The 26,621-nt window shown below is 31.0% G+C and carries 16 protein-coding genes, 4 tRNA genes, 3 rRNA genes and 1 pseudogene; 12 read left to right on the top strand and 12 right to left on the bottom strand.

Annotation, left to right across the window (positions count from 1 at the left end):
- Positions 1–81: 81 nt before the first annotated feature.
- Positions 82–4,392: a DNA polymerase III subunit alpha gene (gene dnaE / locus H0H45_RS01655; protein WP_185866344.1), complete on the bottom strand. Its 4,311-nt coding sequence runs from the start codon at positions 4,390–4,392 to the stop codon at positions 82–84.
- Positions 4,393–4,663: 271 nt separating this feature from the next.
- Here dnaE and rpsA point away from each other — a divergent pair, with 271 nt between their 5' ends.
- Both rpsA and H0H45_RS01665 read left to right on the top strand, forming a co-directional pair.
- On the top strand, positions 4,664–6,490 hold the full coding sequence (gene rpsA, locus H0H45_RS01660) for a 30S ribosomal protein S1 (RefSeq protein WP_185866345.1): 1,827 nt from the start codon (positions 4,664–4,666) through the stop codon (positions 6,488–6,490).
- A 27-nt stretch (positions 6,491–6,517) separates the two neighbouring features.
- On the top strand, positions 6,518–8,233 hold the full coding sequence (locus H0H45_RS01665) for a ribonucleoside-diphosphate reductase subunit alpha (protein WP_185866346.1): 1,716 nt from the start codon (positions 6,518–6,520) through the stop codon (positions 8,231–8,233).
- A gap of 1 nt (position 8,234) precedes the next feature.
- On the opposite strand, the gene rrf is transcribed toward H0H45_RS01665, so the two are convergent.
- The 5 genes from rrf to H0H45_RS01690 all read right to left on the bottom strand — a co-directional run bounded on the left by rrf (position 8,235) and on the right by H0H45_RS01690 (position 13,126).
- Positions 8,235–8,344: ribosomal RNA gene (gene rrf, locus H0H45_RS01670) — 5S ribosomal RNA — on the bottom strand.
- Positions 8,345–8,405: 61 nt separating this feature from the next.
- Positions 8,406–11,307, bottom strand: a 23S ribosomal RNA gene (locus H0H45_RS01675).
- Between the two features lie 57 nt (positions 11,308–11,364).
- A tRNA-Ala gene (locus H0H45_RS01680) sits at positions 11,365–11,438 on the bottom strand.
- Between the two features lie 7 nt (positions 11,439–11,445).
- Positions 11,446–11,519, bottom strand: a tRNA-Ile gene (locus H0H45_RS01685).
- 69 nt (positions 11,520–11,588) lie between these two features.
- Positions 11,589–13,126: ribosomal RNA gene (locus tag H0H45_RS01690) — 16S ribosomal RNA — on the bottom strand.
- The 16S, 23S and 5S rRNA genes sit together here with 2 tRNA genes alongside, the layout of an rRNA operon.
- Before the next feature lie 232 nt (positions 13,127–13,358).
- Here H0H45_RS01690 and queA point away from each other — a divergent pair.
- From queA to topA, 3 genes are all read left to right on the top strand, one after another.
- A complete protein-coding gene (queA, locus tag H0H45_RS01695; RefSeq protein ID WP_185866347.1) occupies positions 13,359–14,402 on the top strand; it encodes a tRNA preQ1(34) S-adenosylmethionine ribosyltransferase-isomerase QueA in 1,044 nt (347 codons plus the stop codon).
- 61 nt (positions 14,403–14,463) lie between these two features.
- Positions 14,464–15,441 carry a polyprenyl synthetase family protein gene (locus H0H45_RS01700; RefSeq protein ID WP_185866348.1) on the top strand — a complete coding sequence of 326 codons (978 nt, stop codon included), beginning with the start codon at positions 14,464–14,466 and terminating at the stop codon, positions 15,439–15,441.
- A gap of 6 nt (positions 15,442–15,447) precedes the next feature.
- Positions 15,448–17,547 carry a type I DNA topoisomerase gene (gene topA / locus H0H45_RS01705; RefSeq protein ID WP_185866349.1) on the top strand — a complete coding sequence of 700 codons (2,100 nt, stop codon included), beginning with the start codon at positions 15,448–15,450 and terminating at the stop codon, positions 17,545–17,547.
- Between the two features lie 19 nt (positions 17,548–17,566).
- Here topA and H0H45_RS01710 read toward each other — a convergent pair whose 3' ends face one another.
- Complete coding sequence (locus H0H45_RS01710; RefSeq protein ID WP_185866350.1) at positions 17,567–17,989, bottom strand: hypothetical protein; 423 nt, start codon at positions 17,987–17,989, stop codon at positions 17,567–17,569.
- Between the two features lie 240 nt (positions 17,990–18,229).
- Here H0H45_RS01710 and rsmI point away from each other — a divergent pair, with 240 nt between their 5' ends.
- Positions 18,230–18,895 (top strand): 16S rRNA (cytidine(1402)-2'-O)-methyltransferase, encoded by a 666-nt coding sequence (gene rsmI, locus H0H45_RS01715; protein WP_185866351.1) that lies wholly within the window; start codon positions 18,230–18,232, stop codon positions 18,893–18,895.
- Here rsmI and H0H45_RS01720 read toward each other — a convergent pair.
- On the bottom strand, positions 18,892–19,884 hold the full coding sequence (locus H0H45_RS01720) for an aspartate-semialdehyde dehydrogenase (RefSeq protein WP_185866352.1): 993 nt from the start codon (positions 19,882–19,884) through the stop codon (positions 18,892–18,894). The two genes, rsmI and H0H45_RS01720, sit on opposite strands and share 4 nt — an antisense overlap.
- A 161-nt stretch (positions 19,885–20,045) precedes the next feature.
- Here H0H45_RS01720 and gmk point away from each other — a divergent pair, with 161 nt between their 5' ends.
- Positions 20,046–20,621 carry a guanylate kinase gene (gmk, locus tag H0H45_RS01725; RefSeq protein ID WP_185866353.1) on the top strand — a complete coding sequence of 192 codons (576 nt, stop codon included), beginning with the start codon at positions 20,046–20,048 and terminating at the stop codon, positions 20,619–20,621.
- Between the two features lie 44 nt (positions 20,622–20,665).
- On the opposite strand, the gene H0H45_RS01730 is transcribed toward gmk, so the two are convergent.
- Both H0H45_RS01730 and H0H45_RS01735 read right to left on the bottom strand, forming a co-directional pair.
- Positions 20,666–20,739, bottom strand: a tRNA-Asn gene (locus H0H45_RS01730).
- Positions 20,740–20,742: 3 nt separating this feature from the next.
- Positions 20,743–21,180 carry an RpiB/LacA/LacB family sugar-phosphate isomerase gene (locus H0H45_RS01735; protein ID WP_185866354.1) on the bottom strand — a complete coding sequence of 146 codons (438 nt, stop codon included), beginning with the start codon at positions 21,178–21,180 and terminating at the stop codon, positions 20,743–20,745.
- A gap of 98 nt (positions 21,181–21,278) precedes the next feature.
- Here H0H45_RS01735 and H0H45_RS01740 point away from each other — a divergent pair, with 98 nt between their 5' ends.
- From H0H45_RS01740 to H0H45_RS01755, 4 genes are all read left to right on the top strand, one after another.
- The gene (locus H0H45_RS01740) at positions 21,279–22,490 is read left to right on the top strand and encodes a phosphoglycerate kinase (RefSeq protein ID WP_185866355.1); all 1,212 of its coding nucleotides are present in this window, start codon (positions 21,279–21,281) and stop codon (positions 22,488–22,490) included.
- 60 nt (positions 22,491–22,550) lie between these two features.
- On the top strand, positions 22,551–23,165 hold the full coding sequence (locus H0H45_RS01745; protein ID WP_185866356.1) for a superoxide dismutase: 615 nt from the start codon (positions 22,551–22,553) through the stop codon (positions 23,163–23,165).
- A 1-nt stretch (position 23,166) separates the two neighbouring features.
- Positions 23,167–23,520: a dihydroneopterin aldolase gene (gene folB / locus H0H45_RS01750; RefSeq protein WP_185866357.1), complete on the top strand. Its 354-nt coding sequence runs from the start codon at positions 23,167–23,169 to the stop codon at positions 23,518–23,520.
- A 14-nt stretch (positions 23,521–23,534) separates the two neighbouring features.
- Positions 23,535–23,605: transfer RNA gene (locus H0H45_RS01755), tRNA-Cys, on the top strand.
- A 54-nt stretch (positions 23,606–23,659) separates the two neighbouring features.
- Here H0H45_RS01755 and H0H45_RS03160 read toward each other — a convergent pair.
- Positions 23,660–23,893: pseudogene (locus H0H45_RS03160) on the bottom strand (DUF4296 domain-containing protein); the annotation flags it as partial.
- Positions 23,894–24,013: 120 nt separating this feature from the next.
- On the opposite strand from H0H45_RS03160, the gene H0H45_RS01765 reads away from it, so the two are divergent.
- Positions 24,014–24,751, top strand: a complete 738-nt coding sequence (locus H0H45_RS01765) for a uroporphyrinogen-III synthase (protein WP_185866358.1) — start codon at positions 24,014–24,016, stop codon at positions 24,749–24,751.
- A 5-nt stretch (positions 24,752–24,756) separates the two neighbouring features.
- On the opposite strand, the gene glmS is transcribed toward H0H45_RS01765, so the two are convergent.
- Entirely contained in the window at positions 24,757–26,607 is a 1,851-nt protein-coding gene (gene glmS / locus H0H45_RS01770; protein WP_185866359.1) for a glutamine--fructose-6-phosphate transaminase (isomerizing), read from the bottom strand.
- Positions 26,608–26,621: the final 14 nt, after the last annotated feature.

Below are 26,621 nucleotides of genomic sequence, written 5' to 3' on the forward strand. Positions count from 1 at the left end.
TTGATATATGATGAGTGATTCCTCATAATATTTCTTAATAAGTACAAAGTTAATTAAAGTCTTTTTAATAAATGTAAAGTTTTAATTTAAACAAAAATCCAAGCCTTCTATTTTTTCTAATTTTTTTAAAAAATCAGAGTTAATATTAATTCCATACTTTTTAGATTCTAAATTTAAAGAAATATGATTGTCCTTTTCATAAAGAAAAACATAAAGTTTTTTATTTCCTATTTGTTGAGAAAATAGCTGATCTATATTATCAATGATTACCTGGTCTAAATCATCCAGATCAATTTTTATGATCAATTTTTCGGATAATTTTCCTAGAACATTTTGTAAACTTTCCATATGAATAATATGGATTTTACAGCTATTATATTTCGATTGAGAAATAGAAATATATAAATGCAACAGGCTATTATTAAATAGTAAATGTTCATATCTTAAATACTGTTGTCCAGAAATACAAAATTCCTTAGAAGAATGATAATCTTCTAATAAAAAAATTCCATATTTTTTTCCACTCTTTATATAGATCTTTTTTTCTATTTTCGATAAAACACCACATATATAAATTTCTTTTCCTATAAGTTTTTTTTCATACTTATTTAATTGATCTAAAGATAAATTAGTAAAATATTTTCTTTCATAAGAATAATCATCCAAAGGATGCGAAGAGGCATAAATCCCCAATACTTCCTTTTCTTTGGATAATTTATATATATTATTCCATGGCTCACTTTTTATAATTATGGGTTTTTCTACTTCAATTTTTTTTTTCTTTTCTGGAGAATTTTTCTCTTGTATTTTCCTTTTTTGAAATTTCGATCCAAATCGAATGATCTTCTCTAGAGTGCTTAATTTTTTTTCTTCTTCAAAATGAAAATATTGCTTTCTATGTATATGAAATTTATCTAATGATCCAGATAACACTAAACTTTCCAAAGTCTTTTTATTGACTAAACGCAAGTCAATACGTTTTACCAAATCAAAAATAGATGTATATGGTCCGTTATTTTCTCTTTCCTGGATAATATTTTTGACTGCATTTTCTCCAACTCCTTTTATCCCCCTCATTCCGAATCTAATACAATTAGAATTTGTAACTTTGAAAAAGGCATCACTTTCATTGATATCCGGACCTATTACAGAAATTCCCATACGTGTGCACTCTTTTATAAAGTAAGTAAGCTGTTTAATATTATCCATATTGTGACTTAATACAGACGCCATATATTCAGAAGGAAAATGTGCCTTTAGATAAGCCGTTTGAAATGCTATATAGGCATAACAAGTGGCATGAGATTTGTTGAATGCATAACAAGAAAAATACTCCCAGTCCTTCCATATTTTTTCCAATATTTTTTTCGGATATCCTTTTCTAGAAGCTTGAATAATAAACTGATTTTTCATCTTATTTAATACATTTTTTTGTTTTTTTCCCATAGCCTTTCTAAGAAAATCTGTTTCTCCTTTACTAAAATCAGCTATTTTTTGAGCTATTAACATGACTTGTTCTTGATAGATCGTTATTCCATAAGTCTCTTTTAAGAATTCTTCCATTTCTGGCAAATCATATGTAATGGCTTCTTTCCCATGTTTTCTATATATAAAGTTTTTAAGATATTGTAATGGGCCAGGTCGGTATAAGGCATTCATGGCAATGAGATCATCAAATTTATCCGGTTTGAGCAACCGTAAATATTTCTGCATTCCTGTAGATTCATATTGAAAAACAGCTACAGTTTCTCCTTTTTGAAAGAGAGAATAAGTCTTTGCATCTTCTAAAGAAAATGAAATTTTTTCAACATTAATACGTTTTTTGATAATATTTAAAGCTTTTTTGATAATAGTAAGGGTTTTTAATCCTAGAAAATCCATTTTCAACAATCCAGCTCGTTCCACTACATGGTTGTCAAATTGCGTGATCAATAAATCAGATTCTTTTGAAATAGAAACTGGAACATATTCTTGAATATCATATGGACTGATAATAACGCCACAGGCATGTATTCCTGTACTTCTTATAGTCCCCTCTAAAGTTTTTGCCAGTTGTAAGACTTGTCCTTCTAGAGTATCTTTTTTCTCTGAAAAACTTTTCAATTTTTTAACATTCTCCATATCTTCTTTACTCATCTTTTCTAAAAGATGATCTTTTTCTGACAAGAGAACTTTTAATGAAAGTAAATTTGGGACCATTTTTGCTAGATAATCTGTTTTCTTTAAAGATAAATCTAACACTCTTGCTGTATCACGAATAGCGGATTTTGCTCCCATAGTGGCATACGTGATAATTTGTGCAACTTGATTTTTCCCATATTTTTGAACTACCCATTCAATAATTTTTTCACGTCCTTTATCATCAAAATCAATGTCTATATCTGGTAAAGAAACCCTATCTGGATTGAGAAATCTCTCAAAAAGAAGATTGTATTTTATGGGATCTATATCGGTAATTCCTATACAATAAGCTACTACAGATCCAGCAACAGATCCTCTTCCTGGTCCTACGGATATATTCATTTTTTTAGCTTGAGAAATAAAATTTTGAACAATTAGAAAATAACCAGGATATCCAATTTTTTCAATTGTTTTTAATTCGAAATGAATTCTTTCTTTTATTTCCGGAGTTATATGTGGATAACGTTTTTTAGCCCCTTCATACGCGAGGCTTTTTAAAAAAGAATTTTCCCCCCTATGACCTCCATCTATTTTATCTAGAGAATTTTCAAATGATTCTGGAATTTGAAATTTTGGAAGTAAAACTTTTTGTGAAAGATGATAAGATTCGACCTTATTCACTAATTCTTCTAAAAAATCAAAAGATTCCGGAAAATCTGAAAAAATTTCTTTCATCTCTTCTGGACTTTTAAAATAAAATTCATGATTTGGAAATCCAAATCTATAACCTCTTCCCTTGCCTATAGGAGTGGATTTTTTTTCTCCATTTTTTACGCAAAGTAAAATATCATGAGCATAAGATTCTTTTTGATCTAAATAAAAAGTATTATTTTGCACGATATATTTTACATGATATTTTTCTGAAAACTCCAGCAAAACTTTATTGACATAATCTTCTTCTTCTAATCCATGACGTAACAATTCTATATAAAAGTCTTCTTCAAAAAGTTCTTTCCACCACAAAAAAACTTTTTCTGCCTTCATTTTTCCTTTATTCAGGATGGTTTGTGGAATCTCTGCATATAGATCTCCCGTAAGAGCTATCAAATTTTTCTTATATTTTTCTATTAAATCTTTTCCAACTCTAGGGAACCCTGCATAAAAACCTTCTATGAATCCATGAGAACATAGTTTTGACAAATTTTGATATCCCGCTTTATTTTTAGACAAAAAAACTTGATGATAACGTTTATCCGGCTGTTCTTTAGTAAATTTCTTCTGTGAATAAAAATCAGAAATAAACACTTCACATCCTACGATTCCTTTGATGGATTTTTTTAAGGAAGAATATTTTTTGTTGGCAGAATGAATAGCATTTAAAAAATGGAAAGCCCCCATCATATTTCCATAATCCGTTATTCCTACTGCAGGCATATCAAAATATATAGCTCTTTCAATCAAAGATTGAATATCTATGGTAGAATAAAGAATGGAAAAAGAAGTATGATTATGAATATGAGAATATTTTTTTTTTTTGAATTCTTCATGATTAATCTTCTTCTTTTTTTTCATTTCTTTTACTATATCTCCATATGAGGAATGTGGTTTATTAAAAGAGACCATAGAGGAAGATATGGGAGACTGATGTAAGTTCCTGAACTGAAAAATTAAATTTTCATCTATTTGAAGATTTTCAGATGAGATAATTCCTAAACGCAAAAGTTCTAAAAAACAACGAGCTGTAGCTTTTACATCATTTGCTGCATTATGTGAATGAGACAATTTTGTTCCAAACAACTTATAATATAATTCAGTTAATGTGGGCCATTTAAATTTTTTTCTTATACCAGGCAGTTTGCAATAAAAAATAGATACTTCTTTAGTATCTAAAATTTCCTTTTTCTTAAAAGAAATTTGTTCTTTTTTTCTAAAAAATTCACACTCAATAACTCTGATATCAAATTCTAAATTGTGTCCAATTAAATATTTAGACTTTTCAAAAGATTTCTTAAATTCTTTAAGAACGACAATTAAATCTTCTCCATTTTTTTCCGCTATTTCATTAGTTATTCCATGAATTTTAAAAGCGTTGAAAGGAATGTCATAATGATCCGGTTTTATAATAAAATTTTTAAATTCCACTAATTTTCCTGAGAAATCATGTAGTTGCCATGCGATTTGAACAACTCTTGGCCAGTTATCCGTATTGGATATAGGAAAATTATAATTTTCAGGTAATCCCGTAGTTTCGGTATCAACAATAAGATACATGTTTTTTTAACGAATTTTTTTTTATGAACACAATGATCAATTTACATCATCATGATGGATTTTCTGAAATTATTCACAACAAGTTAAGTCAAAGATATTAGGAGATATAAAAATTTATGTGATGAAAAATTATTAGTTTTGTATTATCTGTTTTTTTTATATACAATAAGCTTGCTAATCCTAATCTAGTGGATAGATAAAATTCTTCTCTTCATTTCATATTTTTAGCAGTAGTAGCAAGTTTCGATATTCTTTTACAAAAATTAAATATATGTCTAATCAAACCGAAGAAATTAAAAGAGATACCCCACATTCATCTGAAAATAATGAAAATCTAGTAATCGGATTAAAGGATCAAAGAAAAAGTTTCGATTGGACGAAATACGAAACTCATTTGAACAGTCAACAACAGGAAGAAAGAAAAAAATTTGAAAAAATCTATGCAGAAACTTTGCCAAAAATACAAGAACTAGAAATATATCAAGGAATTATCACACATATCACGGAAAAGAATCTGATTGTAGATATAGGATTTAAAGCGGAAGGAGCTATTCCAATTAGTGAGTTTCGAGAGGATTTTAATTTCAAAGTAGGAGACAAGATGGAAGTTATGGTGGTAAAAATAGATTATAAGGGACAATGTATTCTTTCATATCAAAAAGCAAAAACTATGAGAAATTGGGAAAGAATCAATGAAGCACATGATAAAGGAGAAGTCATATTAGGTTATGTAGCGGCTAGAACTAAAGGAGGTTTAATTATAGACATTTTTGATATTGAATGTTTTTTACCAGGATCCCACATTAATGTAAAACCTGTTAGAGATTATGACACATATGTCGGAAAGACGATGGAAGTAAAAGTGGTCAAAATAAATCAAAAGACTAAAAACGTTGTAGTATCTCATAAAATTTTGATAGAAAGAGATATAGAAGAACAAAGAAAGGAAATGATCTCTAAACTTGATAAAGGTCAGGTTTTAGAGGGAAAAATTAAAAATATTCTTCCTTATGGAGCTTTCGTAGACTTAGGAGGAGTAGATGCTTTGTTACATATTACTGATATGAGTTGGCCTCACATTAATCATCCCACAGAAGTAGTTCAATTAGAGCAAGAATTAAAATTTGTAGTTCTAGGTGTCGATAAGGATAAAAACCGAGTTCAATTAGGATTAAAACAATTGCTACCTCATCCTTGGAATTCTTTAGATAAAAATTTAAAAGTAGGAAGCAAAGTAAAAGGAAAAGTAAGCGTTTTAGCTGATTATGGAGCTTTCGTAGAAATTATTCCAGGAGTAGAAGCCTTATTACACATTAGTGAAATGTCTTGGTCTTATGATTTATCTTCCACACAAGACTTTGTAAAAATAGGAGATGAAATAGAGGCAGTTATATTGACTATAGATAGAAAAGAACGAAAAATGTCTTTAAGTGTTAAACAATTGACTCCAGATCCTTGGATAGATATTCAAAATAAATACCCTATAGGATCAAAACATGTGGGAATTGTTCGTAAGTTTACTAACTTTGGAATTTTTTTGGAATTAGAAAAGGGAATATCTGGGATCATTTATACAAATGATCTTTCATGGGGGAAGAAAATAAAACATCCCTCTGGGTTTTGCAATATCAATGATAAATTAGAAGTAATAATTTTAACTTTAGATCCTCAAACTAGAAGATTAAATTTAGGTCACAAACAAATCACGGAAAATCCATGGGAAAAATATGAAAAAATCTATTATGTAGGAAGTATTCATAATGGATTCATCGTCAATTTATTTGACAAAGGAGCTTCTGTCAAACTATTAAATGATCAAATGAAAAATTTTCAAGAAATAGAAGCATTTGCTCCATTGCGTTTCTTGGAAAAAAAAGATGGAAGTACTTTGAAAAAAGAAGAAAAAAGCAATTTTAAAGTAATTGAATTTAATAAAGAAACAAAAAAAATTGTAGTTTCTCATACTTCTATTTATCGTGAAAAAGATCCAAAGAAAGAAAAAATACGTATAAAAAACAGAAAATTCGAAAGATCTACGCTTGGAGATATTGCTGGATTAGCAAGATTAAAAGAACAAATAGAAAAGGAAAAGAAATAAAGAAAAGGAAATTTCAGTACTAAAAAAATGGAAACACACCCTATTGCAGAAAAGAAAGGATGGAAAGTAGGAATAGATTTTCCTATATGGGCCAATAATGAACTATATCTGACTACAATTAAAGGTGGATATTTATTAGATGGAGAAACTCCTTTTGAAGCATATAAAAGATTGTCCAAAAATGCGGCAAAAATTCTTAAAAAGCCAAAAATAGAAAAAAAATTTTTTAATATTTTATGGAAAGGATGGCTGATCCCCTCTACTCCAGTTATGGTGAATCTTGGAACGGAAAAAGGATTACCTATTAGCTGTTTTTCCGGTCGTGTTGGAGATAGTATGTATGAAATATATAGGAAAAATTTGGAAATGGCTATTTTGAGCAAACATGGAGGAGGAACCTCTTATGATTTTAGTCTAATCAGACCCGTAGGGAGTCCTATCAAAAATGGAACCTTGGGAGCTTCTGATGGGATTATTCCTTTTGTTAAATCATATGATAGTGCCATTATTGCTAGTAAGCAAGGGAGAACACGAAGAGGAGCGGTAGCTATTTACTTGAATATAGAACATCAAGAATATCCAGAATTTTTAAAAATAAGAGAACCTAAAGGAGATATTAATCGTCAATGTCATAATGTTCATCAAGGGGTTATTCTTTCTAATTCCTTCATGGAAAAAGTATTGAAAAAAAATGGAAAAGAAAGAAGTTTATGGATAAATACCCTAAAAGAACGTGTAAAAACGGGAGAACCATATTTATTCTTTAAAGATAATGCAAATAGAAATCTTCCAGAAAATTGGAAAAAAAATGGACTGAAAATACATCATAGCAATCTTTGCTCAGAAATAATGTTACCAACAGATGAAAGTCATACGCTTGTATGTTGTCTCTCTTCTTTAAATTTATATAAATACGTGGAATGGAAAGATACTCAAACTGTATTTTATGCTATTTTGTTTCTTGATGCAGTTTTGCAAGAATTCATTAATAAAGGAAGAAATATTAAAGGAATAGAAGATTCTGTTCGTTTTGCAGAGAAAAGTAGAGCTTTAGGCTTAGGAGCCTTGGGATGGCATTCTTATTTACAATCTAGGATGATTCCCTTTATTTCTGTAAAATCTGAAATATTAACTCATAACATCTTTGGAAAAATTCGATCAGAATCTCAAAAAGCAACTCAATATTTAGCTAAAGAATATGGAGAATCAGAATGGAACATAGGTACAGGAAGAAGAAATTTAACCTTAATGGCTATGGCTCCCAATAGAAGTTCTGCAAAATTAGCTGGTGGCTTATCTCAGGGTGTTGAACCCTTAGCAGCCAATATATATGTAGATGATGACGCAAAAGGTATGCATATTCGAAAAAACCCTTATCTGGAAAAAATTCTTGTAAAAAGCGGATATAATTTACCAGAAGTATGGGAAGAAATCGCCAATGAAAAAGGATCTTGTCTAGGACTAACAGGTTTGAGTGAAAAAGAGAAAAATGTATTTCTATGTTTCAAAGAAATAAATCAATTAGAATTAATTAAACAAGCTAGTATACGACAAAAATATATTGATCAAGGCCAAAGTATTAATCTTTCTTTCCACCAAAATATTCCAGCTAAATTTATTAATAAAGTTCATCTAGAAGCCTGGAAAATAGGATTAAAAAGTCTTTATTATTACAGAAGTGAAAGTATTCTTCGTGCAGATAATGCAAAAAGCAGAGATCTCTATTCAGAATGTTTATTATAAAAAAGGGCGGCGACTTACTCTCCCGGAATAACCAGTACCATCAGCGCTAACGTATTTAACTTCTCTGTTCGGAATGGAAAGAGGTGGATCTACATTGCTATAACCGCCCATAAAAATTAAAAATAAAAAAACATAACATACAAAACATACAATTAATAATAATAAAGGAAAAATAAAAAAGCCTACGGGTAATTAGTACTACTCAGCTATGACATTACTGTCTTTACACTTGTAGCCTATCGACGTTGTCATCTTCAACGACCCTTAAAAAAAGAAGCCTCATCTTGTGGTGAGTTTCGCACTTATATGCTTTCAGTGCTTATCTCTTCCGAACGTAGCTACTCAGCGATGCATCTGGCGACACAACTGATACACCAGAGGTTCGTCCAATTCGGTCCTCTCGTACTAGAATCAGCTCCACTCAAGCTTCTAACGCTCGCAATAGATAGAGACCGAACTGTCTCACGACGTTCTGAACCCAGCTCGCGTGCCACTTTAATGGGCGAACAGCCCAACCCTTGGGACCTTCTCCAGCCCCAGGATGTGACGAGCCGACATCGAGGTGCCGAACCTCCCCGTCGATATGAGCTCTTGGGGGAGACTAGCCTGTTATCCCCGGAGTACCTTTTATCCTTTGAGCGATGGCCCTTCCATACGGAACCACCGGATCACTATGCCCTACTTTCGTACCTGATCGACTTGTAAGTCTCACAGTCAAGCACCCTTATGCCATTACACTCTACACACGATTACCAAACGTGTTGAGGGTACCTTTGGGAGCCTCCGTTACCTTTTTGGAGGCGACCACCCCAGTCAAACTACCCACCACGCAATGTCCTCAATATATTTAGATTGAGTTAGATTTCAAATAAAAAAAGGGTGGTATTTCAAGGTTGACTCCATACTGCCTAACGACAATACTTCTAAGTCTCCCACCTATCCTACACATTTTTTAATCAAAATCAATACGAAGCTATAGTAAAGGTTCACAGGGTCTTTTCGTCCCATTGCGAGTAATCGGCATCTTCACCGATATTACAATTTCACCGAGCTCACGGCTGAGACAGTTTCCAGATCGTTACACCATTCGTGCAGGTCGGAACTTACCCGACAAGGAATTTCGCTACCTTAGGACCGTTATAGTTACGGCCGCCGTTTACTGGGGCTTCAGTCAAAAGCTTCGCTTAAAAAGCTGACCTTTTTCTTTAACCTTCCAGTACTGGGCAGGTGTCAGACCCTATACATCATTTTTCAATTTAGCAGAGTCCTATGTTTTTGATAAACAGTCGCCTGGATCTTTTCACTGCGGCCTTCTTTATGGGAAGGCAACCTTTCTCCCGAAGTTACAGGTTCATTTTGCCTAGTTCCTTAGCCGTGAATCACTCGAGCACCTTAGGATTCTCTCCTTAACTACCTGTGTCGGTTTTGGTACGGATCACTTTTATCTGAAGCTTAGAGGCTTTTCTTGGAAGCTCTTACCTGTACTATCCACTCTCCCGAAGGTTTGTGGTACTATCATAGATCAGCAAAACATACGGATTTTCCTGTATATTCTAATACCTAACTATTTCAACGTACACTTCCGTCCGTACGCGACAGTTTCATTGCTCCGTCCCCCCTATCGCAATAAAAGCAAGTACCGGAATATTAACCGGTTTTCCATCGATTACACCTTTCGATTACGTCTTAGGATCCGACTAACCCTCAGTTGATTAACATAGCTGAGGAACCCTTAGTTTTTCGGTGTGCGGTTTTCTCTCCCGCATTATCGTTACTTATACCTACATTTTCTTTTGTAATCACTCCACTAGATCTTACAATCTAGCTTCATTGTTATTACAATGCTCCCCTACCGATTTTTCAATCCCATAGTTTCGGCGATATATTTATGCCCGATTATTATCCATGCTCAATCACTCGACTAGTGAGCTGTTACGCACTCTTTAAATGATAGCTGCTTCCAAGCTAACATCCTAGCTGTCTGTGTAATTAAACTTCGTTTGTTCAACTTAATATATACTTTGGGGCCTTAACTGATGATCTGGGTTGTTTCCCTCTTGGACATGGACCTTAGCACCCACGCCCTCACTACCGTGAAACATAATGACAGCATTCGGAGTTTGTCAGGAATTAGTAGGTGATGAAACCCCTTCATCCAATCAGTAGCTCTACCTCTGTCTTATTTTAACACGATGCTGCACCTAAATGCATTTCGGGGAGTACGAGCTATCTCCGAGTTTGATTGGCCTTTCACCCCTACCCACAAGTCATCCGAAGACTTTTCAACGTCAACCGGTTCGGTCCTCCACTATGTGTTACCACAGCTTCAACCTGCTCATGGGTAGATCACTCGGTTTCGCGTCTAATTCTTCCGACTAAACGCCCTATTTAAGACTCGCTTTCGCTACGGCTCCATAGCAAAACTACTTAACCTTGCCGGAAAAATTAACTCATAGGTTCATTATGCAAAAGGCACGTCGTCACCTTACTAAAAGGCTTCGACAGCTTGTAAGCGTATGGTTTCAGGATCTATTTCACCCTTCTATTCGAAGTACTTTTCACCTTTCCCTCACGGTACTAGTTCACTATCGGTCTCTGAGTAGTATTTAGCCTTACCGGATGGTCCCGGCTAATTCAGACAAGATTTCCCGTGTCCCGTCCTAATCAGGTGACTACTAAGGTTATTTTTTTATTTCGTATACAGGATTATCACCTTCTATGATTGATTTTTCCAAATCATTCTACTATAAAAAAATATTCCTATTCTGATGTAGACCTACTACCCCACTATGGCCGTAACCATAATGGTTTGGGCTGTTCCGATTTCGCTCGCCACTACTAACGGAATCACTTTTGTTTTCTCTTCCTCTAGATACTTAGATGTTTCAGTTCTCTAGGTTTGCCTTACTTTAAAAATAAAGTAATATCATATGATTAATATGATAGGTTTCCCTATTCGGAAATCTGCGGATCAATTTGTATGTGCCAATCCCCGCAGCTTATCGCAGCTTATCACGTCCTTCATCGCCTCTCAGAGCCAAGGCATCCACCATACGCCCTTACTTAGCTTTTTTACTTTATACCCTATTTATATCTATGTAGTTATGTATGTTATGTTAAAGAACTTTAAATGGAGAATATCGGAATCGAACCGATGACCTCCTGCGTGCAAAACAGGCGCTCTATCCAGCTGAGCTAATTCCCCCCCCATATAGTCTCGCGCGGAATTGAACCGCGGACCTCTACATTATCAGTGTAGCGCTCTAACCATCTGAGCTACGAGACTGATAATAAATCTCTATAAAATATAAAAAACTTCTAGCCCAATTCTTCAAATCTTTTTAATAAACTCTAAAAAAGAGATGTTCCAGCCGCACCTTCCGGTACGGCTACCTTGTTACGACTTAGCCCCAGTTATCGATTCTACCTTAAGCAGTTCCTTTTACGGTCACCGATTTCAGGTCTCCCCGACTTCCATGGCTTGACGGGCGGTGTGTACAAGGCCCGGGAACGTATTCACCGCATCATGGCTGATATGCGATTACTAGCGATTCCAACTTCATAGAGTCGAGTTGCAGACTCCAATCCGAACTGAGATCGGCTTTTAGAGATTAGCTTCTGATCGCTCAGTAGCAAAACCCTTTGTACCGACCATTGTAGCACGTGTGTAGCCCAAGGCATAAGAGCCGTGATGATTTGACGTCATCCCCACCTTCCTCTCGACTTACGTCGGCAGTCTTGTTAGAGTCCCCGACTTTATTCGCTGGCAACTAACAATAAGGGTTGCGCTCGTTGAGGGACTTAACCCAACACCTCACGGCACGAGCTGACGACAACCATGCAGCATCTTGTACTCCGTCCGAAGACTAAACTATTTCTAGCTTATTCGTAGTACATTTAAACCTTGGTAAGGTTCCTCGCGTATCATCGAATTAAACCACATGCTCCACCGCTTGTGCGGGCCCCCGTCAATTCCTTTGAGTTTCAGCCTTGCGACCGTACTCCCCAGGTGGATCACTTATCACTTTCGCTTAGCCGCTGAATATAAAATCCAACAACTAGTGATCATCGTTTACGGCGTGGACTACCAGGGTATCTAATCCTGTTTGCTCCCCACGCTTTCGTGCCTCAGCGTCAGTATAGACTTAGTAACCTGCTTTCGCGATCGGTGTTCTGTGTGATATCTAAGCATTTCACCGCTACACCACACATTCCAGTTACTCCAATCTCACTCTAGTTTATCAGTATCAATAGCCATTTTAACAGTTAAGCTGCAACATTTCACTACTGACTTAATCAACCGCCTACGCACCCTTTAAACCCAATAAATCCGGATAACGCTCGTGTCCTCCGTATTACCGCGGCTGCTGGCACGGAGTTTGCCGACACTTATTCGTATAGTACATTCACAATCCTTATCTCGTAAGAATCTTTATTTCTATACAAAAGCAGTTTACAACCCATAAGGCCTTCTTCCTGCACGCGGCGTGGCTGGTTCAGAGTTTCCTCCATTGACCAATATTCCTCACTGCTGCCTCCCGTAGGAGTCTGGTCCGTATCTCAGTACCAGTGTGGGGGATCACCCTCTCAGGCCCCCTACTGATCATTGTCTTTGTAGGCTTTTACCCTACCAACTAACTAATCAGACGCACGCCTATCTTTTGCCGCATTTCTGCTTTAATAATATTATCATGCAATAATATTATATTATAGAACATTAATCCGAGTTTCCTCAGGCTATTTTCTAGCAAAAGGTAAGTTACGTACGTGTTACGCACCCGTTCGCCGGTCGCCATCAAAATCTAAAAAATAAATTTTATGTTGCCCCTCGACTTGCATGTGTTAAGCCCGCCGCTAGCGTTCATCCTGAGCCAGGATCAAACTCTCCGTTGTAATAAAATAAATCAAAATACGAAAAAATCTTATTAAAAAATCCTCAAAATCAGGTCTAGAAGCTTTTTATTCTATATTAGAAAGAACAACTTAAAAAGTTTAATAAAAAACTTTTTAGTATAAACAAATGTATATATATTTTTTTTAGCAAAAAAAAAATAATCTAATTTTATCCAAAAAAACCTGTAATATTAGTTTTTCTAAATCAATTTTTTTGGCCATTCTTAAAATTATGAGAACTTCAGATTTCGATTTTGGTCTTCCATTAGACCTTTTAGCTAATCAACCTACTGAGCAGAGAGATGAATCTAGGTTAATGATTATAGATAGAAAAAGTAAGGACATCAAACATAAAATTTTTAAAGATTTATATCAGTATTTTGAAGAAGGTGATACTATTATTTTTAACAATACAAAAGTATTTCCTGCAAGACTATTCGGAAATAAAGAAAAAACAGAAGCAAAAATAGAAGTTTTCTTACTTAGAGAATTAGATCCAATAGATAGAACTTGGGACGTATTAGTTGATCCAGCAAGAAAAGTTAGAGTAGGAAATAAATTAAACTTTGGACATGGATTGACAGGAGAAGTTATAGATAATACAACTTCTAGAGGAAGAATATTACAACTTCATTTCAGGGGAACACATAAAGAACTCATAAAAAAAATTAAAGAAATAGGAAAAACTCCTTTACCAAAATACATCCAAAGATTACCGGATAAAAATGATGAAGAAAGATATCAAACTATTTATGCAAAAGAAGAAGGATCTGTAGCAGCTCCTACAGCAGGATTACATTTCTCAAAACACTTATTAAAAAAATTAGAAATAAAAGGAATAAATTTGGTAGAAATCACTTTACATCTTGGATTAGGAAGTTTTTTACCCGTAGAAGTAGAAGATATATCTAAACATAAAATGGATTCTGAAAAATGTTTCATAAAAAAAGAAACATGCGATATTGTTAACAATAGCATTTTACAAAAAAAACGTATATGTGCTGTTGGAACTTCGTCCATGCGTGCTATAGAAAGTTCTGTATCTTCTAATAAACATTTAAATCCTTTTTTTGGATGGACCAATAAATTTATTTTTCCTCCTTACAATTTCAGTATAGCCAATTCGATGATTACAAATTTTCATATGCCAAAATCAACTTTATTGATGATGACAGTAGCATTTACTGGATATGATCTTCTTATGAGAGCGTATCAAATAGCTACAAAAGAAAAATATAGATTTTATTCCTACGGAGATTCCATGCTAATTTTGTAATAAAGATTATAATTTTTCACAAAAAAAATCTTAACAAGAATAAAGAGAATAATTTGATATTATGAAGAAAATACTTGAAAAAGTTAAAGGATCTATAAATGAAGAAATGAAAGCTTTTGAAAAACAATTTAATACCATTATAAAAAGTAATGTACCTCTTGTGAATAAAATCACACATTATATTGTTCATAGGAAAGGGAAACAAATTCGACCTATGTTTGTCTTTCTCATTGCAAAAATGTTAGGAACTATTCAAAAAAAAACCTATCATACAGCCTCTTTAATAGAATTAATACATACCGCCACTCTCGTTCATGATGATGTAATCGATAATAGCTATCTTCGTCGTGGTTCTTTTTCTATAAATGCTATATGGAAAAACAAAATAGCTGTTTTAGTAGGAGATTACTTACTTTCTAAAAGTCTTTTATTAGCTACAGAAAATAATTATCATGACCTACTAAAAATTATTTGTAGAACCATTAAAGATATGAGCGAAGGAGAATTGTTACAAATGGAAAAATCTAAAAAACTTGATATCACTGAAAGAATTTATAATCAAATTATTTATCATAAGACTGCTAGTCTAATTGCAGCTTCTTGTGAAGGAGGTGCTCGTTCAGTAAATGCCAATGAAAATATCGCATTAAAAATGCGAAAGTTTGGAGGATTAACTGGGATAGCTTTTCAAATAAAAGATGATTTATTTGATTACAATGAATCTAATGAAAATTTAACAGGAAAACCTATTGGAATTGATTTTAGAGAAAAAAAAATGACCCTTCCACTGATTTACGCAATTCAAAAAGCATCTCAAAATGATCAAAAATGGATATTAAATTCTATAAAAAATTATGATGAAAAAAAAAGACATCAAATTATTGATTATGTGAAAAAATATGGAGGCATAGAATATGCCATTCAAAAAATGATAAGAATACGTAATAATGCATTAAAAATATTAGATCCTTATCCAGATAGTACAATAAAAAAATCTTTAAAAACAATGGTAAATTTTATTATTGAAAGGAATATCTAAAAAAACATGAAAAAAAACTTAGTTATTGTTGAATCTCCCACTAAAGCTAATACCATACAACTGTTTCTTGGAAAAGAATTTTATGTAGTTTCAAGTTACGGACATTTAATAGATCTTCCAGAAAAAAAAATAGGCATCGATATAAAAAAAAATTTTATGCCTAATTATGTAATTCTCTCTAAGAAAAGAAAAATAGTTCAAAACTTAAAAACATTAATAAAAGATTTCAATTTAATTTGGTTAGCTTCCGATGAAGATCGTGAAGGAGAAGCCATTGCTTATCAAATTTATAAAATCCTAAATATTCCTTCTGAAAAATTTAGAAGAATAGTCTTTCATGAGATTACAAAAAAAGCTATTCTACATGCCATCAAAAATCCTAGATTAATTGATTATAATTTGGTTCACGCACAACAAGCAAGACGAATTTTAGATCGATTAGTAGGATTTCAATTATCTCCTATTTTATGGAAAAAAATTAACGCTGGACTTTCTGCGGGAAGAGTCCAATCTGCAGCACTTAGACTTATAGTAGAAAGAGAGAAAAATATTCAAAATTTTATTCCGAATTCTGGATATCAAATATTTGGAATATTCACTAATAAGAATAAAATAACTATCAATGCAAAATTGGAAAAAAAAATAGAAGGAGAAATAAAAATGAAAAAAATTTTACAATCATGTATTGATTCCTCTTTTTTTATTAAAAAAATTGTTACTAAACAAGAAAAAAAAACGCCCCCACCTCCATTTACAACTGCTTCTTTACAACAAGAAGCATGTAAAAAATTAAATTTTTCTATATCCAAAACTATGTTTTTGGCACAAAAATTATATGAAAAAGGATACATTACATATATACGTACAGATAGCACTAGTCTATCCAAAGATATTTTGTCAGAAATAAAAAACTATATTCTTTCTTCATATGGAAAATCATATTTCTCTCCAAAAGAGTTTTTATCTAAAAAAAAATTTTCTCAAGAAGCTCATGAAGCTATTCACCCCACAGATATAGGAAAAAATTCTTTGGAAGATCTCGATACATATGAAAAAATCCTTTATAAATTCATATGGGAAAGAACTATAATAGGACAGATGACGGATGCAAATATTGAAAAAAAAAATTTTTATATTCAATCTTCAAATTTTGAGATTTCTTTTGTTTTTACCGAAAAAACTATCATATTCGATGGATTTATGAAAATCTATGGGGGGGATAATCTTGAAAAAAAAGAAACAAATTTATCAAAAATCCAAAAAGGAACTCTTTTACAAAAAGAAAAAATTACAGCAAAACAAATTTTTACAAAACATTTACCCAGATATAACGAAGCTTCTTTAGTAAAAAATTTAGAAAAACTAGGAATAGGTAGACCCTCTACTTATGTTCCTATCATTTCTACTATCCAAAAAAGAAACTATGTCAATCTACAAAAGTCTATTAAGAAAAAAGAATATCGAAAATCATTCATTCTGAATGAGAAGAATATAATCATTGAAAAAAAAAATGAAATTACAGAAATAGAAAAAAATAAATTTATTCCAACTGAAATAGGTATTCTAACTACTAATTTCTTGAAAAAAAATTTTCACGAAATTGTGGACTATGATTTTACAGCAAATTTAGAAAAAGAATTTGATAACATAGCGAAAGGAGAAGTTTCTTGGAAAAAAATCATAAAAAATTTTTATGATGGATTTCATAAAAAAATAGAATACGTTGAAAAAAACGTGGAAAAAGTTCATAAAAAACGTTTTTTGGGGATAGATCCCATATCTAAAAAAAAAATATTTTCCCAAGTAGCGCGATTTGGACCCATTGTTCAAATGGGAGAATTTAAAAACAAAGAAAAACCTAAATTTTCTCCATTACTCATTAGTCAAAAAATCGATACAATTTCCTTAAAAATTGCATTAAAACTTCTAGAATTGCCTAAATCTTTAGGAGTTTTTGAAGAAGAAGAAGTCTTATTAAGAGTAAACAAGTATAATGTCTATATTAGACATAAAAATAAATCCATTCCAATTGAAGAAAAAATGTTTTTTAACTCCTTCCATTTAAAAGATGCTATTGATGTAATAAAAAAAAATAGAAAGAAATAAAAGTTTTTTGATTTAAAAATTAACTATCAAAATATCTTTGATTTAAATATGTAGTTGGGTATGCTTGATCATGTCCTGTTCTTTTTACGTGATCTAAATACTTAGGAATATAGGATAAAGCTTTTATTCTATCAGATAAAGACATTCTATTCCATAAATTTTCCGCCATCTTTTTTTTACCTACTTTATATTTATAATCTGTCCAAAAACGATTAAAAGATAAGTCTACAGGAATTTCTTCTATAGAAAACGCGGCTTTGGAATTTTTCATTTTATTTATAATAGATTCGTTATAAGGTAAATATTTTCCTATCCATACATAATGTGATAAAGAAAGTTTTTCTGGAAACACGATTTTTCTCAAAAAACCATTTAAATCATACTTAAATATGATCTCTCCAGATACCAGAGAACTTCTAAATATATATTGCTTACCTTTCATTCCTTTTTTTATTTCACCATCATTTATTAATTTTTTTAATAAAAATACCATGAAAAACTATCATAAAAAATTTTATATATAAATCACATGTAATTATTTGATAGCCAATTAATTTAAAAAAATTATTAAAAAATATATAATAGAAAAACTCTCATAAAAGTTAGAGAATTATCCTTAGATAAAAAATATAAACAAGATCTGTCATTATTAAGATTTTTTTTTCATATATTTTGAAATAAAATGCTGTATATAGTTCCTACCCCTATAGGAAATAGAGAAGATTTCACCTTTAGAAGTTTACGTATATTAAATGAGGTGGATTTTATTTTAGTAGAAAATAAGAAAATTTCTAAAAGGTTATTGAATTTCTATAATATTAAAACCCATATAAAAACTTATCATGCATATAACGAACATAAAATGATTCCTTCTATTTTGGAAAAAATAAAAAAAGGAAAAAAATTGGCATTAATTTCCAGTGCAGGCACTCCAAGTATATCAGATCCAGGATTTCTCCTTATTAAATCCTGTATTAAAGCTTCTATTTCCATAGAATGTTTACCTGGACCAACAGCCATTATCCCAGCTATAGTAATTTCTGGATTCCCTATTAATGAGTTTACTTTTGTTGGTTTTTTACCCAAAAAAAAAAGGAAAATACAATTGAGTAATTTATCAAAATATAATAGAACGATCATCTTATATGAATCTCCTCATAGATTATTACGGACATTAAACGACTTAAAAGATTTTTTTGGATTAAAAAGAAAAATTGTTATCTGTAAAGAAATATCTAAAATGTTTCAGGAAACCTTAAGAGGAACTATTGAAGACATGATTCTACATTATGAAAATATAAAGAAAGTATTGGGAGAATATGTCATAATTATAGATAGAAAGCTCTAAATATATTTTTTTTCAATCAAAAATTCCGCTATTTGTATTGCATTTGTAGCTGCTCCTTTTCGCAAATTGTCTGCAACAATCCAAAAATTTAGAGAATTTGAATAAGAATAATCTTTACGAATACGTCCAACAAAAACTTCATCTTTTCCATGAGCCAATAATGGCATAGGGTAAATATTTTTTTTCGGATCATCTTGAACTACAATTCCTTTTTTTTCAGAAAAAATTTGATAAATACGATCAATATTAGGCTCTCTTTTAAACGTCACATTCACACTTTCCGAGTGTCCACCTATAACAGGAACACGTACTGCCGTGGCTGTGATAGCTATGTTCTGATCATTTATGATTTTTTTTGTCTCTCTCATTAGCTTAATTTCTTCTATGGTATAGCCATTTTCTCCAAAAGAATCACAATGTGGTAAGACATTTTGATAAATAGGATATGGATATACTTTTTTATAAGTCATTAATGATTTTTTTTCACTATTTAATTGATCTACAGCTTTTTTTCCTGTACCTGTCACAGATTGATAGGTAGACACAATAACACGATTTATTCCATACTCCAAATGCAAAGGATATAAAATCATAACTAGTTGTATCGTAGAACAATTTGGATTAGCTATGATCTTATCTTTTTTAGATAAAGAAGATATGTTAATTTCAGGAACAATTAACTTTTTATTAGGATCCATTCTCCATGCAGAAGAATTATCTATTACAGTAGTCCCTATTTTTGTAAACTTAGGAGCCCATTCTTTGGAAACAGAAGATCCAGCTGAAAATAAAACAACATCAGGTTTTTTTAAAATCAAATTTTGAATTCCAATTATTGGATATTTTTTTTTCAAAAAAAAAAATTCTTTCCCTACTGATTTTTCGGAAGCACATAGATATAATTTTTCTATTGGAAGATTTCTAGTTTCTAAAACTTCCATCATAACACGTCCTACCATTCCTGTCACACCTACTATTCCTAGTTTCATAACTTGTAAAATTTATTCCTTAACATTATCTTTTTATTCCCATCATATACTTATGGAAAAGGAAAGTAAGGAAAAATGAAAAAAAGATAGACAAAGTTAGGAAATAATATTTAAAACAAATAATATTCTTATTTTTTAATTCGACATCCTGATAGTTCACAATGAAAAAAGGAAAGATAATTATTTTATCAGGTCCTTCAGGATCTGGAAAAACTACTATTTCAAAACATCTACTCTCAAAAATTACAGAATTAAAATTTTCTGTTTCATGCACTACGCGTTCTATAAGAAATAAAGAAAAACATGGGATAGACTATTATTTTATTTCTATGAAAAAATTTATTTCTAAAATAAAAAAGTATCAGTTTGCAGAATGGGAAGAAGTTTATCCAAAACTATTCTATGGAACCTTAAAAAGCGAAATATCTAAAATATGGGACGAAAATAAACATATTTTATTTGATGTAGATGTGAAAGGGGGATTACATTTAAAAAAACTATATCCGAATAATTCTCTATCTATATTTGTTTTGGTTCATTCCATAGAAATCTTAAAAAAAAGATTATTGAAAAGAAATCAAGAAAATTTTTCTAAGATAAAAACACGTTTAGAGAAAGCGAATATAGAATTGAAATATGCAAATTTATTTGATATTACATTACTAAACATTAATTTGTATCAAACAAAGAAAAAAGCTCTCCATCTAGTATCAGACTTTATTCATAATCGGGGTTGATTGGATTCGAACCAGCGACACACTTCCCTACCCCGATCGAAAAGCTCCTCAGGCTGGATTCGAACCAGCGACACCCTGATTAACAGTCAGATGCTCTAACCAACTGAGCTACTGAGGATTTTTATTTTATTGGAATTTTTTCTATCCTTATTTTATGTCTTCCACCTTCAAAATCCGTTGTCAAAAACATTTCTACTATTTCTAAAACCTCTTTTTTACTTTCTAAAAAACGCGCAGGCAAACTTAACACGTTAGCATTATTGTGTTTTCTTGCTAAAAATGCGACTTCTTTATTCCACACTAATGCCGCACGTATTTTTTTATATTTATTAGCAGTCATAGCTGCTCCATTTCCGCTTCCACAAAGAATAATTCCAAAATCCATTTTTCCTTTATCTACTGATTCCGCAGTAGGATGAATAAAATCTGGATAATCTACTTTCTTTCCATAGATAGAAAAACCAAAATCCTTTATATAATAATCCTGATTCACCAAAAAGCTAATTATCATAGATTTATAATTTATTCCTGTATGATCAGATCCTATGGCTATTCTCATTCATTCATTTAATATTTAAGAAACATAAAAACATAAAAATACATTAAAAATTTATAATTAAAATCTATTTACTTTTGTACATTTCATATTTTGAACTTATGATAGAGAATATAAAAACCGTAAGTGATTTAAATTTTAAAAATAAAATAGCTTTAGTAAGAGTAGATTTTAATGTTCCTGTTAATAATCAATCTTATAAAATTATTGATGATACGCGCATTCTATATAGTATTCCTACTATTCAAAAAATAATTTCTGATTCTGGAAAAGTGGTTCTTATGTCTCATTTTGGAAGACCAAAAGGAAAATATTCCAAAATTTATTCCTTAAGATTCATCATTTCTTATTTATCAAAAAAATTAAAAATCCCTATAAAATTTTCTGAAACTTGTATAGGAAAAGCGGTAGAAAAAAAAATTTCTGAATTAAAAAATGGAGAAATTTTACTGTTAGAAAACATTCGTTTTTACAAAGAAGAAGAGGAAGGAAATGAAAATTTTGCTTTCAAATTATCCAAACTTGGAGATATTTATGTCAACGATGCTTTTGGAGTTTCTCATCGATCACATGCCTCCATTAGCATAGTGCCTAAATTTTTTGGAGAAAAAAAATGTATAGGGTTTCTTATGAAAAAAGAAATTCAATCATTAAAAAAAGTTTTAGAAAAAGGAAGAGCCCCCATTACAATTTTATTAGGAGGAGCAAAAATTTCTTCTAAAATAGCTATCATTGAAAATATGATTAACTTAGTAGATTACTTATTGATAGGTGGGGCAATGTCTTATCCTTTTATTAAAGCCCAAGGAGGAAAAGTAGGGAATTCCCTTGTGGACGAATATAATGATCTAAAAGTTTTGAAAAAAATTATTGAGCAATATAAAAAACAAAAGAAAACAAAAATTCTTTTCCCAAAAGATGTGATTATCGCCGATTCTTTTAAAAACTATGCTCAAACTAAAATCGTTTCTATTCATTCTATTCCGGATGGTTGGATGGGATTGGATATAGGTCCTACATCTATAAAAAATTTTTGCGAAATCATAAATTATTCTCGTACAATTCTTTGGAATGGGCCATTAGGAGTTTTTGAATTTCAAAATTTTTCTTCAGGAACTACTTCCATAGCAAAATCTATCGTAAAATCTACTGAACATGGAGCATTTTCCTTAGTTGGAGGTGGAGATACTATTGCTGCATTAAAAATAAAAAAATATGAAAATAAAATTAGTTATTTATCTACTGGTGGAGGAGCAATGTTAGAAAGTTTAAAAAATAAAATGCTTCCTGGAATAAAAGCAATAATTTCATAGTTTTTCTTGTATTTTTAATTTTAATTGTTACATTGCACATTGCATTAAATAATAATAAATATGTCATTCAAACTTCCAAAATTATCCTATTCTTATAAGGATCTAGAACCTTATATAGATAAAAAAACTATGGAGATTCATTATACAAAACATCATGCAGGATATACTAATAATTTAAATAAAGCTATTGAAAAAACAGATCTTACACATCTTTCTATAGAAGAAATTCTGCGAAGATCTCATATTGAAAAACAAATAGTACGTAATAATGGTGGAGGTTTTTATAATCATAATTTTTTTTGGGAAATATTGATTCCTCATTTAGATTATATTTCTCCAAGTAAGTATCTAAAAAGCGTCATTGAAAAAGATTTTAAGTCCTTTGACTCTTTTAAAGAAAAATTTACCTCTATTGCTATGAATCATTTTGGTTCTGGATGGACTTGGTTATGTGTAAAAGAAAAAAAATTAACTATCTGTTCTACAGCTAATCAAGACAATCCTATCATGATAGGAATAGGGTGCGAAGGAGTTCCAATATTAGGATTAGATGTTTGGGAACATGCCTATTATCTTCAATACCAAAACCGTCGTGCTGATTATATCTCTTCTTTTTGGAATATTATTAACTGGAAAAAAGTAGAAAAAAATCACAAAGATGCTATAGAAAAATAGAATGGGAAAGATCCTTGTTGAAAATATTAGATTATTTGGATTTCACGGATGCATGCCAGAAGAAGCGACTTTAGGATCATATTATACGGTAAATCTAGAAGTTGAACTAGATCTTTATAAAGCTTCAATTAGTGACGATTTATCAAAAACTATTGACTATGTACATTTGTATCGCATTGTAAAAGAAGAAATGGCAATTAATTCAAAATTATTAGAACATTTAGCTCAAAGAATCATTCAAAGAATCAAAAAACATAGAATAGATTTGGTAAAATCAACAAGAATAAAAATTTGCAAAGAAAATCCCCCTCTACAAAGCCGTGTGGATAGAGTTTGTATTGTTTTGGATGGATGAGATGAAAGATTTAAGGCACTGTGGCCGATTGGAAAGGCAGAGGTCTGCAAAACCTTTTATAGCGGTTCGATTCCGCTCTGTGCCTCTTTAATAAATTCTCCTGTACTTTTTTCAAAAGATCAATATGGTTTTCTATTTTCTCTGTATAAAAAAAATAATTGTACAAGAAATCACTCTCTTTAATATTATATTTTTTATATATTTTATCCTCTTTCTCTTTCTTATAAAAAGAATCATTCAAAGGAGAAAATAAATTATTCAAAAGAAGCTCCGTTATCAGATTCACCATCTTTTTATGAGGAATAATAAGACTAATAGGAATACTTTTTTCTGAAAAAATAAAAAAAAACAGTAATAAAATTATTTTTTTCATTTACAAAAATGTTTTCTACTTGTTCATTATCAGTTCTTATGTTAATTTATCCTAACTTTTTTGTACATTTGAAAATTGAAATCTTTGTTCCTTTGATTATTCACAATAATAAATGATCTAATGAAGATTAATAATATTCTCATTTCACAAGCATTTACAAGTTCAAATTCTCCCTATATAGAACTCAGCAAAAATGAAAATGTAAAAATAGATTTTAGATCTTTCATAGAAGTAAAAGGAGCATCATCTACTGATGTAAGAAAACAGAAAATAAATTTTTCTGAATTTACTGTAGTTCTTTTTATAAGCAAAAAATCCATAGATCATTATTTTAGATTGGCAGAATCAATGCGCTTCAAAGTTCCTATTTCTATGAAATATGTTTGTCAAACTTCAGCTATAGCCAATTACCTACAAAAGTATATAGTGTACAGAAAAAGAAAAATACACATTGGAAAAAAATCCTTTCAAGACATTCTACCTTACATAAAGAAACATTCAAAAGAAAAATTTCTTTTACCCTCTTCAGATATATTAAAACAAGAAATACCAAAAATTCTGAATAAACTCAATGTTTTTTGGAAAAGAGCTATTTTATACAAAACTACTTCTAGCGATTTATCTGATTTGAAGAGTATTTATTATGATATCTTAGTTTTTTTTAGTCCAGCATGTATAAAATCTTTAGTTGAAAACTTTCCTAAGTTTGATCAAAACAACATAAAAATCGCAACTTTTGGTAAAAATACTTTAGAGGAAGCTTATAAAGCCGGATTAAAAATAGAAATCAAAGTTCCAACCCCAAAATATCCTTCTATGGCTAAAGCTTTAGAAAAATACATACAGGAATATCGTTAGAACAATTATTCTACTGTGACAGATTTCGCCAAATTTCTTGGCTGATCTACATTTTCTCCACGTATAAAAGCTATTTGGTAAGCCAATAATTGAAGAGGAATAACCGTGACTAATGGACTAAGTTCTTCAGATATTTTTGGAACTTTTATTACATAATCTGCTAACATACTTACTTGTATATCCCCTTCATTAACTATTGCTATGATTTTTCCTTTTCTTGCCTTAATTTCCTCAATATTTCCTAAAATCTTATCATAGCATCCTTTTTTTGTAGCTATAATTACAACAGGCATCTTTTCATCTATTAAAGCAATAGGTCCATGCTTCATCTCTGCAGCGGGATAACCCTCCGCGTGAATATAGGAAATTTCTTTCAATTTTAAAGCGCCTTCTAATGCTACTGGAAAATTAATCCCTCTACCTAAATAAAGAAAGTTATTGACATGGTAAAATATTTTAGATATTTTTTTTATAGTTTCATCTATTTTCAATGTTCTACTTACTTTATCTGGAATAGATCCCAGTTCTTGACATAAATATTTGTAACGACTATCTGTAATCGCTGATCTATATTTTCCTATTTTCAAAGCTATCAAAACAAGAATAGTGATTTGTGCTGTAAAAGCTTTTGTAGAAGCCACCCCAATTTCAGGTCCTGCATGTGTATAAGCTCCTGCATCTACATTTCTTGCTATAGATGATCCAACTACATTACAAATTCCAAAAACAAAAGCTCCTTTTTTCTTAGCTAATTTTAAAGCCGCTATAGTATCTGCAGTTTCTCCGGATTGGGAAATAACGATAACAATATCTTTTTTTTCTATAATAGGATTTCTATACCTAAATTCAGAAGCATATTCTACTTCTACTGGAACATGAGCTAATTCTTCTAATAAATACTCTCCAATTAAACTAGCATGCCATGAAGTTCCACAAGCTACTATAGTTATACATCTAGCATTAATAAATACTTCCTTATTAGATTCAATTCCATCAATATAAATCACCCCATCTGACATTAATAATCTACCACGTAGAGTGTCTAAAATAGTTTTTGGTTGTTCATAAATTTCTTTCAACATAAAATATTTATATTCCCCTTTTTCAATCTCTTGAAGATTAATTTTAAGTTCTTTAATAATTGGATTCAGTTTATGATTATCTATAATCTTACGAAGATCTAATTCTTTATCTTTTCTAAGAATAGCCATTTCACCATCTTTCAAATAAAGAGCATTTTTAGTATAATTAATAAAGGGAATCGGATCAGAAGCTATAAAAAATTCCCTTTCATTTATTCCCAATGCTAAAGGACTTCCTAATTTTGCAATAATAATTCTTTCTGGATTAGATTTTTCTACTATAGCTATAGAATATGCTCCAATCACTTCATTCAAAGAAACTCGTACTGCCTCTTCCAAAGATAATTTATTTTTTTTTTGAATATATTCAATTAAGTTGACTAAAACTTCTGTATCCGTTTTACTTTTAAAAGTGAAACCATTTTTCAATAGAATTATTTTAATCGCATGATAATTTTCTATAATTCCATTGTGAATTAAAATAAGTTCATTAGAATTGGAAACATGTGGATGGGCGTTAATATCATCCGGAATTCCATGTGTGGCCCATCTAGTATGTCCTATTCCGGTTGTTCCTTTTATTTGAATTTTATAAGAAGAAATTTTTTTCTCTAATTCATCAACTTTTCCTTTAGTTTTGTATAGATTATATCCATTTTCATAAAAAATAGCCACACCAGAACTATCGTATCCACGATATTCCAATTTTTTTAATCCACTAATCAGAATCGGATATGCTTCTCTATATCCCAAATAACCAATTATACCACACATTCTAACTAATAAAA

Source organism: Blattabacterium cuenoti (genome assembly GCF_014252095.1).
In the GTDB taxonomy this organism is placed as follows: Bacteria; Bacteroidota; Bacteroidia; order Flavobacteriales; family Blattabacteriaceae; genus Blattabacterium; species Blattabacterium cuenoti_F.

Excerpts from the sequence above, each read along its gene's own strand:
- glmS (WP_185866359.1), bottom strand. The coding sequence starts at position 26,607 with ATGTGTGGTATAATTGGTTATTTGGGATATAGAGAAGCATATCCGATT.
- H0H45_RS01700 (WP_185866348.1), top strand. The coding sequence starts at position 14,464 with ATGAAGAAAATACTTGAAAAAGTTAAAGGATCTATAAATGAAGAAATG.
- rpsA (WP_185866345.1), top strand. The coding sequence starts at position 4,664 with ATGTCTAATCAAACCGAAGAAATTAAAAGAGATACCCCACATTCATCT.
- H0H45_RS01740 (WP_185866355.1), top strand. The coding sequence starts at position 21,279 with ATGATAGAGAATATAAAAACCGTAAGTGATTTAAATTTTAAAAATAAA.
- topA (WP_185866349.1), top strand. The coding sequence starts at position 15,448 with ATGAAAAAAAACTTAGTTATTGTTGAATCTCCCACTAAAGCTAATACC.
- rsmI (WP_185866351.1), top strand. The coding sequence starts at position 18,230 with ATGCTGTATATAGTTCCTACCCCTATAGGAAATAGAGAAGATTTCACC.
- H0H45_RS01745 (WP_185866356.1), top strand. The coding sequence starts at position 22,551 with ATGTCATTCAAACTTCCAAAATTATCCTATTCTTATAAGGATCTAGAA.
- dnaE (WP_185866344.1), bottom strand. The coding sequence starts at position 4,392 with ATGTATCTTATTGTTGATACCGAAACTACGGGATTACCTGAAAATTAT.
- queA (WP_185866347.1), top strand. The coding sequence starts at position 13,359 with ATGAGAACTTCAGATTTCGATTTTGGTCTTCCATTAGACCTTTTAGCT.
- gmk (WP_185866353.1), top strand. The coding sequence starts at position 20,046 with ATGAAAAAAGGAAAGATAATTATTTTATCAGGTCCTTCAGGATCTGGA.
- H0H45_RS01665 (WP_185866346.1), top strand. The coding sequence starts at position 6,518 with ATGGAAACACACCCTATTGCAGAAAAGAAAGGATGGAAAGTAGGAATA.
- H0H45_RS01735 (WP_185866354.1), bottom strand. The coding sequence starts at position 21,180 with ATGAGAATAGCCATAGGATCTGATCATACAGGAATAAATTATAAATCT.
- folB (WP_185866357.1), top strand. The coding sequence starts at position 23,167 with ATGGGAAAGATCCTTGTTGAAAATATTAGATTATTTGGATTTCACGGA.
- H0H45_RS01710 (WP_185866350.1), bottom strand. The coding sequence starts at position 17,989 with ATGAAAGGTAAGCAATATATATTTAGAAGTTCTCTGGTATCTGGAGAG.
- H0H45_RS01765 (WP_185866358.1), top strand. The coding sequence starts at position 24,014 with ATGAAGATTAATAATATTCTCATTTCACAAGCATTTACAAGTTCAAAT.
- H0H45_RS01720 (WP_185866352.1), bottom strand. The coding sequence starts at position 19,884 with ATGAAACTAGGAATAGTAGGTGTGACAGGAATGGTAGGACGTGTTATG.